Genomic DNA, 13,560 nt, shown 5'->3' on the forward strand with positions numbered 1-13,560 from the left:
ACCGCCACGGCCCGGACACGATGAAGCGCTACGAGAAATTCGCCGATGAGATTGCCGAACTGATCCGCAGCGGCGTGCTCGCCCCCGGGGAAAAGGTGCCCTCGGTGCGCCACGCCAGCCGCACCTATGGCGTCAGCCCGTCCACCGTGTTCCAGGCCTACTACCTGCTGGAAGACCGCGGGCTGATCCAGGCGCGGGCGCGTTCGGGCTATTTCGTTCGCGAACATGCCAAGCGCCCGCTGCACGAACCAGACATCAGCACCCGCCCGGCGGAAACCACCGAGGTGGGCGTCAGCGAACTGGTCTTCTCCGTGCTCGCCTCGCTGCGCGATCCGGCCACCGTACCCTTCGGTTCGGCCTTTCCCAGCCCCGAGCTGTTTCCCCTGCAACGACTCGCACGCTCGATGGCGCAAAGCGTGCGCGACATGCCGGCACGCGAAGTGATCGCCGAGATGACCGCGGGCAATCCGGACCTGCGCCGGCAGATCGCCTTGCGCTACATGGTCAGCGGCGTGATGTTGCCGATGGACGAGCTGGTGATCACCACAGGTGCGATGGAAGCGCTGAACCTCTGCCTGCAGGTGGTGACGGAGCCGGGTGACCTGGTGGCGATCGAGTCGCCGGCGTTCTACGCCACGCTGCAGGTGCTGGAACGGCTCAAGCTCAAAGCGGTGGAGATTCCCGTCCATCCGCGCGAAGGCATCGATCTGGAGATTCTCGCCGATCGCCTGGCGCACCTGCCGATCAAGGCCTGCTGGTTCATGAGCAGCCTGCAGAACCCCCTGGGCGCGAGCATGGGCGAGGCGAAGAAGCAGCAGCTCTACGATCTGCTGCAGCGCCATCAGGTGCCGCTGATCGAGGACGACGTCTACGCCGAGCTGTACTTCACCCGCGAGCCGCCCAAGCCGGTGAAGAGCCATGATCGCGAAGGCCTGGTGATGCATTGCGGTTCGTTTTCCAAGAGCCTGGCGCCCGGCTATCGGGTCGGCTGGGTCGCCGGCGGCCGCTACGCCGAGCAGATCACCCGGCTGAAGCTGATGACCACCATCTCACCTTCCGTGCCGGCGCAAGCCGCCATTGCCGACTATCTGCAACATGGCGGCTACGACCGCCACTTGCGCAAGCTGCGCCACGCACTGGAGATGCAGCAGGGCGCGATGCTCGCCTCCGCCGCGCGCCATTTCCCAGCGAGCACGCGGGTTACGCGCCCTTCTGGGGGCTACTTTCTCTGGTTCGAATTTCCCGAGCAGGTGGACTCGCTGCAGCTGCTGCAACTGGCGCTGGCCCAGGGCATCAGCCTGGCGCCGGGGCCGATCTTCTCGGCCACCCAACGCTTTCGCAACTGCGCGCGGCTGAACCATGGCCATCCATGGGACACCCGCAGCGAGCAGGCGATGGAGCTGCTGGGCAGGATGCTGAAGTCCTTCTGAGCTTCCGACTCAGGCGCAATCCACCGGTAGCTGCCCGCGGCCGCTCTTCATCAGGTACATGCGCTCATCGGCCTGCTTGAGCAGCTGCGCCTCCACTTCGCCGTCCTCCGGGTAGAGGGCGATACCAATGCTCATGCCGATCTCCAGGCTGTGTCCGGCAATCGGCAACGGCGCCTCGAAGGCGTCGCGGATCTTGGCCACCACCCGCTGGGCGTCCTCCGCGTCGATGATGCTTTCCAGCAATACCACGAACTCGTCACCGCCCAGCCGCGCCACCGTATCGGTGTCCCGCACGCAACCGCCGAGGCGTTCGGCGACGGTCTGCAGCAGCTGATCACCGCCGCCATGCCCGTAGGTGTCGTTGACCTGCTTGAACCGGTCCAGGTCTAGGTAGAGCAAGGCGATGCGCCCGCCGTTGCGCCGCACCCGTGCCAGCGCCGTGCTCAGTCGATCGCGGAAGCACGCGCGGTTCGGCAGACCGGTGAGCTCGTCGTACTGCGCCATGCGCTCCAGACGCGCATAGAGCTGCTTGCGCTCGATTGCCGTGACCACCTGGGTGGAAACGAACTGCAACAGCTCCTGATCCTTCTCGGTGTAGGGCGCCGCGGTGCTCTTGAGCAACAGGACGCCGATCACGCCCTCGCTAGAGTTGAGCGGCACACCCAACCACCAGGCGTGGAGATCCCCGTCACCGAGCGGGAGCGCCAGCGCACGCATCGAGTCGGCGTTGAAGCGCAACGCTTGCGCGCCATGCAGAACGGAAAAGCACAGAGACGCCGCAGGCTCCGCCGGCAGAGCAGTCGCGTCGAGCGCCAGCGCCTGGTAGGGATAGGCGAGTTCGCCGCTGGCAGTATTGCGGATGGCGACGATGAAATCGTCCACCGGCAGCAGCTGCGCAATGGTCTGATGAATCTGCTGATACAGCGCGGCCAGATCTTTCGCGCCATGCGCCGCTTCGGAAATGGAATAGAGCGCCGCCTGCATCGCTTCGGATTGCTTGCGCTGGGTGATGTCGCGCGCCACGCCGATGCGCAGTTTGTTATCGGTCGACCAGCAGGCCGACCACATGATGTGCACTACGCCGCCGTCCTTGCGCACGTATCGGTTCTCGAAGTGCAGCAGCGGCTGATCGGCCATGACCGAGCGGGCCGCGGCCATGGTCCGTTCACGGTCTTCGGGATAGACCATCTCGATCATCCGCTTGCCGAGCATCTCCTGCGGCGTATAGCCGAAGATGCGTTCACACGCGGCGCTGGCGTAAACGAAGTTGCCTTGCGCATCGACGACGCAGATCGCGTCCAGCAGCAGATCGACGACCCTTGCCAGGGGCGCGCAGCTATCTGTCTTCACGGCGGCGAACCTACTCGGCCATTGGGCACGGGCCGGGCGATCGACACTTCGTGAATCGAGTGATCGCCCATTGCCCTGCTTCAAGCATCGCCCATATTTCCCCTGGCCGTGCTGATTTTTTCAGCCCTCCATCTCACTGCACCCAGTGCGGGTAGTAGCCGAGCGATGCCTGGGTGTCGGCATCGCGCAACGTCGCAATGCCTTGCGCACCGCCGACGTCCTGCTCGGGGCGGTCGCCGCGGAAGAAAAAGCGACGACCATCGGCAAGGGTCAGGTACAGGCCAACCGCGCCGTGTCCGGCCAGCGGTACCAGCACCAGCTGTCCGTCGCCGAACAGGTCCAGGCTCTGCGCGTGCCCGAAATAAGGCCGTGGATCGAACTGCAGGGGCTGCCAGTCGATCGGATGGCGGAACTGGCTCCGCAGTACCGCTGGTGGCGTCGCCGTCTGCAGGTAGTCGAGACTGTCCGGACTGGCGAGCACCGGCACGCCCGGAAAGTCGACCAATCCGGAGGCATGCTCCCAGCGCACGCAGCCCAGCACGATGCGGTCGATCGCCAGCCCATCCCGCTCCAGCTGGTCGCGTACCGGCTGTACCTCGCCGTAGCGCTTGGTTCGCCACGGCAGTTCGACGTCCAGCTGCTCGTCGATCTGCCGCCCCAACCCGGTGCCGAACAGCAGACGGGTACCTCGATGTTCGATCAGGATGGCGATGTGCTGGGTCTGTGGCTGATGCTGCCAACCGCCGCGGCGCAGCAGGAAGTCGCCACTCTCGCTCTGCGCCGTCCTCACCAGACTGAAGCGCAACCCTTCCGCTACGGCGTTGGCCGACGTCACTGCCGCCAGCAGCGCAAGCAATAGCAATGCGCCGAGCCGCCGGATGCGCCCACCGAGCGTCCACACCTTATGTGCGTTCATGGCGGCTATAACCCCGGCATGCCGGCATAGCCGGGCAACGCGCGAATGCGCGCGAACCACGCCTGCAGCGCCGGATATGCCTGCAGATCGAGCCCGCCATCGCCTCCGAGCGCAACGTTCGGGTAGACGGCGATATCGGCGATGGTCGGCGCGCTCGTCTGCGCCAGCCAGGCGTGCTGCGCGAGATGCCGTTCGAGCAAGCGCAAGGCGCTGGCGGCACGCGCCTGGGCCAGCGACTCGTCGATGGGCCGGCCGAACAGCTTGCCCAGACGCAGGGTAGCCGGACCGTGCTGCACCTCGTTGGCAGCGAAGCTCAGCCAGCTGGCGATGCGGCCCTGGGTCTCGGCGTCCTGCGGGTACCACTCAGGGGCATAACGCTGGGCCAGATAGACCAGGATCGCCTGGGAATCGCCCAGTCGAAATTCGCCGTCTTCGAGCACCGGAATCTGCCCGCGCGGGCTGATCTCGCGAAACGGCGGCTGCTTGTGCTCGCCGGCCAGCAGGTTCACCGGCACCCGCTCGACCGGCTGGCCGATCAGGCTCAGGAACAGGCGAGCCTTGTGGCAATTGCCGGACAGCGTCAGGTCATGGAGCTTCATGGTGTTGCCCTCTGCGATGGGTGTGACTGGATAATAGACAGACCTGTCTGTACACTGCAAGCACCACGAAGGAACGACAGCTGGAGCGAGCGACGAGCGCTCCCGCATAATGGTCGAACCGCAGGAGGTATCCATGGCATCGAACAAGCGCGACCAGCTGCTCAACACCGCAGAGAATCTGTTCTATCGCGAGGGTTATCACGCCACCGGCATCGACCGCATCCTGGCCGAGTCCGGCGTGGCCAAGATGACCCTGTACAAGCACTTCAAGTCCAAGGACGAGCTGATTCTCGCCGTGCTGGACGCCCGTCACGAACTGATGCTGACGCGCTTGCGGGAACGGGCCGCCAGGCTGCCGCCGCGCGAAGCGCTACTGGGCATTTTCGATGGGCTGCACGGGATGATTCACGGCAACGATGCGTTCTGCGGCTGCCTGTTCATCAACGCTGCGGCGGAGTATCACGATCGGGATCATCCGATCCATCGTCGCTCGTCAGCCTACAAGGCAGAGTTGCTCGCCTACCTGCGCGAGCTGCTGGAACGTCTGAACGCGCCGCAGCCGCTGCAGCTGGCGCGGCAGGTGCAGTACCTGCTCGAAGGGGCGTTGAGCATGGCGCACATCGAGGGGCCCGGCGAGCAGGCCCTGAACGCCAAGGCCGCCGCCGAATGCCTGCTGAACGCCGCAGGCATCTGAGCGCGCCTGTCGGGCGCGCCCGATAGGCGCCGTCAGTGGGCGCTGGCCTCGCCTTCGCGAACCCGGAACCAGGCCGCGTACAGCGCCGGCAGGAAGAGCAGCGTCAGCGCGGTGGCGACAATCAGCCCGCCCATGATCGCCACCGCCATCGGCCCGAAGAAGATGCTGCGCGATAACGGGATCATCGCCAGTACCGACGCCAGCGCGGTGAGCACGATCGGCCGGAAGCGGCGCACGGTGGCCTCGACGATGGCGCTGAAGCGCGCCTGCCCGGCACCGATGTCCTGCTCGATCTGATCCACTAGGATCACCGAGTTGCGCATGATCATTCCCGACAGAGCGATGGTACCGAGCATCGCCACGAAGCCGAACGGCTGGCCGAACAGCAGCAGGAACAATGCAACACCGATGATGCCCAGCGGCGCGGTGAGAAAGACCATGGCCGAGCGCGAGAAGCTCTTGAGCTGCGCCATCAGCAGGGTCATCACGACGATGACGAACAGCGGCAGGCCGGCGTTCACCGAACGCTGGCCGCGCTCGGAATCCTCCACCGTGCCGCCGACCTCCAACAGATAGCCGCCAGGCAACTGCGCACGGACGTCCGCCAGGGTCGGCTCGATCTGACGCACCAGTGCCGCCGGCTGCTCGTCGCCGTAGACATCGGCGCGCACGGTGACCGTCGGCAGGCGGTTGCGGTGCCAGATCACACCTTCTTCGAAGCCGTACTCCAGCGTCGCCACCTGCGACAGCGGTACGCTGCGGCCGCTCTCGGTGGGAATCGCCAGACTCGGCAGCATGGACAGCTCGAGCCGTTCACGCTCAGTGCCGCGCAGGAGGATCTCGATCAGCTCGTTGTCTTCACGGAACTGGCTGACACTGTTGCCGATGAAGGTTCGCCGCAGGAAGCCGGACAGCTCCGCGGTGCTCACGCCCAGCGCACGGGCGCGATCCTGATCGACGTTCAGGCGCACCATCTTGCTTGGCTCCTGCCAGTCCAGATGGACGTTGGCCACGTGCGGGTTCTCGCCGACCTTGGCGGCGACCTGCCGCGCCAGCCCGCGCACCACATCGATGTGCTCGCCGGTGACACGGAACTGCACCGGGTAACCCACCGGCGGGCCGTTCTCCAGCCGCGTCACGCGGCCGCGCAGGCTCGGGAAGTCCTCGCGCATGCGCTCGATCAGCCAGCTGCGCAATGCCTCGCGGGACTCGATGCTGTCGGCCAGCACAACGAACTGGGCGAAGCTGGTCGCCGGTAGCTGCTGATCCAGCGGCAAATAGAAACGCGGCGAGCCGGTGCCGACATAGGCCACGTAGTTGTCGATGCCGGCCCGCTCCTTGAGCATCTGCTCCAGCCGCGCCACCTCCGCTTCGGTCGCCTTCAGCGAGGCGCCTTCGGCCAGCTTGAGGTCCACCATCAGCTCCAGACGGCCGGACGCGGGGAAGAACTGTTGCGGCACCAGGCGGAACAGCACCACGGCGGCGGCAAAGATCACCAGGGTGAGCAGGATGACGGTCTTGCGGCGGCGCACGCAGAACGTCACCACGCGCCGCACGCGCTGGTAGAACGGCGTGGCGTACGGATCGTGGCCGTCGCCGCCGCTCTGCTTGTGCGCCTTGGCCATGTCCGGCAGCAGCTTCTCCCCGATCAGCGGCACGAACATCACCGCAGCGATCCAGGAGGCGATCAGCGAGATCGCCACGACTTGGAAGATCGAACGGGTGTACTCGCCAGTACTGGAGTTGGCGGTGGCGATGGGCAGGAAACCGGCGGCGGTGATCAGCGTGCCGGTCAGCATCGGGAACGCAGTGCTGGTCCAGGCGAAGCTGGCGGCGCGGAGCCGGTCATAGCCCTGCTCCATCTTGATGGCCATCATCTCCACCGCGATGATCGCGTCGTCCACCATCAACCCCAGCGCCAGCACCAGCGCGCCGAGGGAAATCTTGTGCAGGCCGATGTCGAGGTAGTTCATGGCGGCGAAGGTCATGGCCAGCACCAGCGGAATCGACAGCGCCACCACCAGACCGGTGCGCACCCCGAGCGAGAAGAAGCTCACCAGCAGTACGATCACCAGCGCCTCGATCAGCACCTTGACGAACTCGCCGACGCTGGTCTTCACCGCCGCGGGCTGGTCCGAGACCTTGCGCAGCTGCATGCCGGCCGGCAGTTCCTGCTGCAGCCGGGCGAATTCCTGCTGCAGCGCCTCGCCCAGTATCAGGATGTCACCGCCACTCTTCATCGACACCGCCAGGCCGATGGCCGGCTCGCCCATGAAGCGCATCCGCGGCGCAGGCGGGTCGTTGAAACCGCGATGCACCTCGGCCACATCACCGATGCGGAACGTGCGACCGGCGACGCGAATGGGGAAGTCGCGAATCTCCTTGACCGTCTCGAAACTACCAGTCACGCGCAATTGCACCCGGTCGCTGATGGTCTCGACGAAACCGGCGGCGCTGACCGCGTTCTGGGCCTCCAGCGCCTGACGCACGGCTTCCAGCGGAACGCCGAGGGTGGCCAGCTTGACATTGGAAAGCTCGATCCAGATCTTCTCGTCCTGGAGACCGATCAGCTCGACCTTGCCGACGTTCTTCACCCGCTGCAGTTGCAGCTGAATGCGGTCGGCATAGTCCTTGAGGATCGCGTAATCGAACCCTTCGCCAGTCAGCGCGTAGATGTTGCCGAAGGTAGTGCCGAACTCGTCATTGAAGAACGGTCCCTGTACGCCCGGCGGCAGCGTGTGGCGAATGTCGCCGATCTTCTTGCGTATCTGGTACCAGAGGTCGGGAATGTCCTTCGAGCGCATCGAGTCGCGCGCCATGAAGGTGACGTTGGACTCGCCCGGCCGTGAGAAGGAGACGATGCGCTCGTACTCGCCGGTCTCCATCAGCTTCTTCTCGATGCGTTCGGTGACCTGGCGTGACACCTCTTCGGCCGTCGCGCCCGGCCACTGGGTCTGGATGACCATGGCCTTGAAGGTGAACGGCGGATCCTCGCTCTGCCCGAGCTTGCTGTAGGACAGCGCACCGACGAGGGCCAGCAGGAGCATCAGGTAGACGACGATCTGTCGGTTCTGCAGCGCCCAGGCGGAAAGATTGAAGCGCATCGCGGTTACTCCTGGGCAGCCAGCTCGACGGGGCGGTTGTGGCGATCGACCGGCCGCACCGGCTGGTTGTCGCTGAGCATCTGCCCTCCGGCCAGCACGATCCAGTCATCGGCAGCGAGCCCTTCAAGCACCGGCACCAGCTGCTCACCGAACGCACCGGTACGGACCTCGACACGCTCCACGGTGGAGTCGGGTCTGAGCCGCCAGACGTACGCCCTGCCCTGTTCGGCGCTGAGTGCGGAGAGCGGCACCGCCAGCGCAACGTCGCCGTCACGGCGGATGCTCACCAGCGCGCTCTGCCCCAGCTCGGCGGGCACTTCCTGTTCGGTAAAGGCGACGCGGGCGGAATAGGTCCGCGACTGCGCGTCCGCCGCCGGCGAAAGCTCGCGAATCTGGCCGCGGTATTGCCGGCCCGGCTGCGACCAGAGTTCGACCTCCACTTCCTGACCGACCCGGTAGCGCTCCAGCGACTGCTCCGGCAGGTCGATGGCGACCTCGCGCTCACCATCGGCCGCCAGCACGAAGGCCGTCTGACCGGCCGCCACCACCTGGCCGACCTCGATGCGGCGCTGGGCGATCAGCCCATCGCGGGTGGCCCGCAGCACCGCATAATCGACCTGGTTGCTGGCCACGTCGAACTCAGCCCGCGCCTGCTGCAGTCGGGCCGTCGCGGCGCGGTAGGCATTGTCGGCGTTGTCGAACTGCGACTGGCTGACCAGCTGACGACCGAGCAGCGCCTGATAGCGGTCGTACTCCGCCTTGGCCACCCGCAGGTTGGCTTCCGCTGCGGCCACCTGGGCACGCATGCCGTCCAGCTGCAGGCGCACGTCCTGCGGATCGAGGCGTGCCAGAGGCTGGTCCTTGCGCACACGGTCGCCCGCTTCGACCAGGCGTTCGACGACCTTGCCGCCGATGCGGAAGGCCAGTTCAGGCTCGTAGCGCGCGTGCACTTCGCCGGGGTAGCTCTCGCGCGCTTCGCTGGCCGGTTGCGGATGCACGACCATGACCGGCCGCGGCAGTTGCTGCGGCGGCTCGCCGTTACCACAGGCGGTCAGAGTGAGCGCTAAGCCAAGCACGGAGGCGAAGGACAGGACATGTCGGAACACGATGAAGGTCTCTCTGTCGCGAAGCGGATTGGAATACTTATACTGCGCGGTATAGTAAAAATAGCGTACCAGCCAGTCCAGTATTAAAACGCCCATGATAGAGAGTCATTCACCCTCGCCCGGCCCCGGCCGCCCGAAGGACCCGGCCAAGCGCGAGGCGATCCTCGCTGCGGCGCAGGTCTTGTTCCTCGGCAACGGCTACGAAGGCAGCAGCATGGAGGCCATCGCCAGCGAAGCCGGTGTCTCCAAGCTCACGCTGTACAGTCATTTCAAGGACAAGGAAGCGCTGTTCTGCGCCGCGGTGAAAGCCACCTGCGAAACGCGACTGCCGAGGCGCCTGTTTCAGGTGGAGGCCGATTGCGACATCGAGAAGCTGCTGCTGGAGATCGGTCGTGCCTTCCATGAGCTGGTCAACAGCCCAGAATCCATTGGCCTGCATCGGGTGATGGTGGCGATGGCGACGCAGAACGCAGGCCTGGTGAAGATGTTCTTCGACGCCGGTCCGCAGCAGCTGCTATTGGATTTGCAGCAGCTGTTCAGCCAGGCCGACAGCCTGGGCCTGCTGCGCATCGACGACCCGCTGCGCGCCGCCGAACACTACTGTTCGCTGATCAAGGGCGCGCAACATTTCCGCCTGCTGATCGGCTATGCCGAGGCACCGAGCCAGGCGGAAAGCGATCAGCATGTGGCGGATGCGGTGGGCCTCTTTCTGCGCGCCTACCGCGGCTGAATCCGGCGCTGCGTCATCTGCTCACCGGGGTCAGGCCTGCAGCTTCTTCTTCGGGTAGATGTCGTAGCGACTGGACTTGCCTTCCAGACTGTAGCCGGGCTTGCTGCCGTCGATGGCCGGCGCCTTGCGTGGTCGCTTGACCACCACCCGATGGCTGGCCAGTTCCAGGGCAGCGGAGAGCAACGCCGGCGCATCCAGATCGTCGCCGACAAAGGGACGGAAAAGGCGCATCTCCTTCTTTACCAGCGCACTCTTGTCGCGGTGCGGGAACATCGGGTCGAGATAGATCACCTGGGGCGGCTCGCCCCGCCACTGCTGCATCAGATCGATGGCGTTGCCCTCGAGCAGCCTCATCCGCGCGGCGATGGCGGCCACGTCGGCGTCCGCCGCCGCGCGGCTGAGGCCGTCGTCCAGCAGCGCCGCGATCAACGGTTGACGCTCGATCAGACTGACCTCGCAGCCCAGCGTCGCCAGTACGAAAGCATCGCGCCCGAGCCCGGCGGTGGCGTCCAGCACCCGCGGTCGGATACCGGGCTGAATGCCCACTGCCTTGGCGATCATCTGCCCGCTGCCCCCACCGAACTGGCGCCGATGCGCCGCCGCACCCTCTACGAAGTCCACCCGCACCGGCCCCGGCGCCTGTGCCTCGAGCAGCTGCAGCTGCAGACCGGCCTCGCCCACCTGCAGCGCGAACTCGGCCTCGGCCAGCTCCTGCGGCAAACCCAGGCGCTGCGCCCATTGGCCAGCGACTGCGGCGAATGACGGCGCGAGCGGCTCGACCCGAACCAGAGGATTGCTTGCGGACATGGGGCACCCGAGATCGATTCAAAGCGGCGCATTGTGCCAGAGCAGGCCTGCGGACGTCCGGGCTGGCACACCTAACGGCACATGCCGAAACCGCCCATATCCACATGGAAGTGATCGTGATGGGCCGCGTTGTATTCCGGCCCCAGCGTCACGTTGAAGGCCTTGCAGGCCGCATCGCGCACCTGACGCAGGAAACGCGCCTTGTCGCCCTCGCCCTGCCAGTCCCTGGCCACCGTGATACGCGTGCCGTCCTGCAGATGAAAGCCAGCCAGGTCAAGCGCATTGGCGCTGGCGTGCTGGCTGCGACGATTGCTGCGGGCTATGTTGCGGCAGGCGAAGCTACCGAAATGATCGATACGCACCACCGGCTGGCCGAACACAGCCTGCGCGGCCGGCTGCAGACCATGCATCTCGAACATCGCATAGGCGGCCGCCAGTGGGCAGGTCGCCAGAAACGGCCCGTTGAAACGCACGTCCGAACCCTGCACCCGCACACTGTTCTCCACCGGGCAGCCAGGTTCCGGCGTGCTGTCCGGCACAGCGGTGTAACGCAGCGGTGCCGTGGCCAGCGCCTGTTCGCAGAGGGAGCGATCCTGTTGCAGGCGGCGAAGCTTGAGCGAGGTCAGCAGGTTCGGCGGCTCGCGAATATCCAGCGGCGCCCAGGGATTCCAGCGCGGCGGGATATCGATCAGTTCCTGCCGCACCGCCAGCACGAAGCCGGCCAGCAGCATCAGCAGAACAAGGAAGAATCGGCCGAAGGTCATACCCTATGGGCAACGACGCAGCGGCGAAGTTGAACGCGGTGTTTTACAAAACTGGTCAGGCGGCCCGTTCAGTCCAACAGCGACAGCTGCGGCGCCTGACGGACGGCGGCAAGCGCTGGCATGCCGGGCAGCCGCTCGCTCAGCAGCTGGTGGAAGCGCATGGCCAGTTCCGGTGCGCGGTGGTTGTCCGGCGTATGCAGATAGACGTGCGGCGTCTTGCCCGCCTCGATCCAGTCCGCCACCTTGTCCAGCCAGGGTGCGAGAAAGGGATCGTTGGCTTCCAGCTGCGGATGCCCCACGAACCGCAGCTGCGGCGAATCGCTGAACGCCACCGGCCGCACCGGCAGACGCGGCTTCTTGCTCTGCGCATGCAACAGCGCCGGATCGCTTGAGCGGCAGCTGAACAGCGCCCGACTGTCGAGACAGATGCGCTCCACGCCACGATCACGCAGCAGCCGATTGAGCGCCCGCTCGCCGTCACCCTTGTCGAAGAAGGCCGGATGGCGCACCTCGATGGCCAGCGGCGCCGCGAAGCCTTCGATGAAGGCGGCCAGTTCTGCAAGCCTGGCCGGACCCACGCTGGCGGGCAGCTGCAGCCAGAACGGCGTCACCCGCCGCCCAAGCGGCTGCAGCAGGCGCTGGAACGCCTGCGCCGCATCCAGCGCCGCGGGCAAATTCTCAGCCTGGCTGATTTCTCTGGGAAACTTGGCGCAGAAGCGAAAGTCGTCCGGCATCTGGCTGGCCCAGCGCTGGACCTTGTCGTCCGATGGCCAGGCATACAGCGTGGTATTGCCTTCGACCGTGTTGAAAACCGCGCAGTACTCGGCCAGGAACGCGGACGGCAGGGTGCCCGGCGCGTAGAGCGAGCCGAGCCAGGCGCTCTCGTTCCAGGAAGGGCAACCGAGAAAATAGGGAAACTGCGGCAGAAGAAAGCGCCTCAGGCGTAAAGGTCGAGCCCGAGCACCTCGGTGCCGTCGAGATCCACTGGCATGCTGGCGGTGCTGGTATAGCTCGCCAGGGCCAGGGCAACCCGACTGGAAAGCGGCCGCTCGGGCTGCGGCTCGTCATAGCGGAAGGCGGCGTAGCGCTCCACCAGCGCACTGGAGTTGACCCGCTGTTGCGGGCGATCGGCCTGGGGCTGATAGTCTTGCCCGGTGCGCGAATCGACGCCGCGCTGAGCCTGCGCCAAGCGCTGGGTTTCGCCATAGCTGTCCGCCGCCCTGCCGGTACGGGCAGAACGATCCGTTGCATAGGGGACAGGGAAGAAGCTATCGACGCGCATCATTGGACTCGATCAGAGGCCCGGCGACTCTAACGGGCGGCCATGGCTTTGGCAACGGCTCGCGTCATTTGATCCCTTTCGGCGTCGCGACGTTGTCGCGCAGGTAAACCGGCTGGGCCTGATCGGCCTCCAGTGCCTCGCCGCGCTGCCAGGCAAACGCGGCCAGGCGCAGCAGGTCTTCGGCATGGGGCAACAAGGCGGCGTCGCAGCCCTGCGCCGCCACCGGCATGCGCTCGGCATAGCCCCAGCCCGTGCCGGCGCCGAACCAGTCGCCGCCGGCAGCGCGCGGCAGAACGACCTGCTCGGGCGGAAGCACGGCCTCGCTACCGACCAGCTGCATCTCACCGCCGTGCTCGCGATAGCAGCCCCAGTAGACCTCGTCCATGCGAGCGTCGATGGCGGCAGCGACCTGCGTCGCGCCCTGCTCGCGCCAGGCCCGCTGCGCGATGGTTGCCAGGGTGGACACCGGCAACACCGGGCGCTGCAGGGCGAACGCCAGCCCTTGCACCACCCCGATGGCAATGCGTACGCCAGTGAAGGCGCCCGGCCCGCGGCCAAAGGCGATGGCATCCACAGCCGACAGCGCGACGCCGGCTTCGCCGAGCAACGCCTGCACCATCGGCAGCAGACGCTGGGCGTGCAGGCGCGGGATCACCTCGTAGTGACTCGCTACCTTGCCGTCATGCAAAAGCGCGACTGAGCAGGCTTCGGTGGCGGTATCCAGGGCCAGCAGAGTGGTCATCAGGGCGTTCCGGTCGGTGAAAAAGGCGCCGATTCT

13 protein-coding genes are annotated in these 13,560 nt (G+C 66.1%); 3 read left to right on the plus strand and 10 right to left on the minus strand.

The genetic code is table 11. The features are described 5' to 3' along the window. Nucleotides 1-20 precede the first annotated feature (20 nt). Nucleotides 21-1,430 carry a GntR family transcriptional regulator MpaR gene (gene mapR, locus ACVRRC_RS11725; RefSeq protein WP_041755917.1) on the plus strand — a complete coding sequence of 470 codons (1,410 nt, stop codon included), beginning with the start codon at nt 21-23 and terminating at the stop codon, nt 1,428-1,430. A 9-nt stretch (nt 1,431-1,439) separates the two neighbouring features. Here the strand turns inward: mapR and ACVRRC_RS11730 are convergent, their stop codons facing one another. The 3 genes from ACVRRC_RS11730 to ACVRRC_RS11740 form a co-directional block, all read right to left on the minus strand. After that, the gene (locus ACVRRC_RS11730; protein WP_125866182.1) at nt 1,440-2,780 is read right to left on the minus strand and encodes a sensor domain-containing protein; all 1,341 of its coding nucleotides are present in this window, start codon (nt 2,778-2,780) and stop codon (nt 1,440-1,442) included. Nucleotides 2,781-2,913: 133 nt separating this feature from the next. Further along, nucleotides 2,914-3,696 (minus strand): MBL fold metallo-hydrolase, encoded by a 783-nt coding sequence (locus ACVRRC_RS11735; RefSeq protein WP_472997043.1) that lies wholly within the window; start codon nt 3,694-3,696, stop codon nt 2,914-2,916. Nucleotides 3,697-3,701: 5 nt separating this feature from the next. Further along, nucleotides 3,702-4,295 (minus strand): glutathione S-transferase family protein, encoded by a 594-nt coding sequence (locus ACVRRC_RS11740; protein ID WP_014597175.1) that lies wholly within the window; start codon nt 4,293-4,295, stop codon nt 3,702-3,704. Between the two features lie 133 nt (nt 4,296-4,428). On the opposite strand from ACVRRC_RS11740, the gene ACVRRC_RS11745 reads away from it, so the two are divergent. Continuing rightward, entirely contained in the window at nt 4,429-4,989 is a 561-nt protein-coding gene (locus tag ACVRRC_RS11745; RefSeq protein ID WP_169917656.1) for a TetR/AcrR family transcriptional regulator, read from the plus strand. Nucleotides 4,990-5,021: 32 nt separating this feature from the next. Here the strand turns inward: ACVRRC_RS11745 and ACVRRC_RS11750 are convergent, their stop codons facing one another. Beyond that, complete coding sequence (locus ACVRRC_RS11750; protein WP_013983348.1) at nt 5,022-8,093, minus strand: efflux RND transporter permease subunit; 3,072 nt, start codon at nt 8,091-8,093, stop codon at nt 5,022-5,024. 5 nt (nt 8,094-8,098) lie between these two features. After that, nucleotides 8,099-9,199 carry an efflux RND transporter periplasmic adaptor subunit gene (locus tag ACVRRC_RS11755; RefSeq protein ID WP_043942336.1) on the minus strand — a complete coding sequence of 367 codons (1,101 nt, stop codon included), beginning with the start codon at nt 9,197-9,199 and terminating at the stop codon, nt 8,099-8,101. 94 nt (nt 9,200-9,293) lie between these two features. Between ACVRRC_RS11755 and ACVRRC_RS11760 the strand changes: the two genes are divergently transcribed. Beyond that, the gene (locus tag ACVRRC_RS11760; protein ID WP_125853358.1) at nt 9,294-9,929 is read left to right on the plus strand and encodes a TetR/AcrR family transcriptional regulator; all 636 of its coding nucleotides are present in this window, start codon (nt 9,294-9,296) and stop codon (nt 9,927-9,929) included. Between the two features lie 30 nt (nt 9,930-9,959). Here ACVRRC_RS11760 and ACVRRC_RS11765 read toward each other — a convergent pair whose 3' ends face one another. From ACVRRC_RS11765 to tsaB, 5 genes are all read right to left on the minus strand, one after another. Beyond that, the gene (locus ACVRRC_RS11765) at nt 9,960-10,736 is read right to left on the minus strand and encodes a class I SAM-dependent methyltransferase (protein WP_013983351.1); all 777 of its coding nucleotides are present in this window, start codon (nt 10,734-10,736) and stop codon (nt 9,960-9,962) included. Between the two features lie 71 nt (nt 10,737-10,807). After that, a complete protein-coding gene (locus ACVRRC_RS11770; protein ID WP_013983352.1) occupies nt 10,808-11,500 on the minus strand; it encodes an extensin-like domain-containing protein in 693 nt (230 codons plus the stop codon). Between the two features lie 68 nt (nt 11,501-11,568). Then, nucleotides 11,569-12,426: a DUF72 domain-containing protein gene (locus tag ACVRRC_RS11775; RefSeq protein WP_256379701.1), complete on the minus strand. Its 858-nt coding sequence runs from the start codon at nt 12,424-12,426 to the stop codon at nt 11,569-11,571. Between the two features lie 11 nt (nt 12,427-12,437). Further along, nucleotides 12,438-12,782, minus strand: coding sequence for a hypothetical protein (locus ACVRRC_RS11780; protein ID WP_017246084.1), 345 nt, complete (start codon nt 12,780-12,782; stop codon nt 12,438-12,440). Nucleotides 12,783-12,846: 64 nt separating this feature from the next. Next, on the minus strand, nt 12,847-13,524 hold the full coding sequence (tsaB, locus tag ACVRRC_RS11785) for a tRNA (adenosine(37)-N6)-threonylcarbamoyltransferase complex dimerization subunit type 1 TsaB (protein ID WP_106443520.1): 678 nt from the start codon (nt 13,522-13,524) through the stop codon (nt 12,847-12,849). Nucleotides 13,525-13,560 lie beyond the last annotated feature (36 nt).

This window comes from Stutzerimonas sp. LR2 (genome assembly GCF_055755175.1).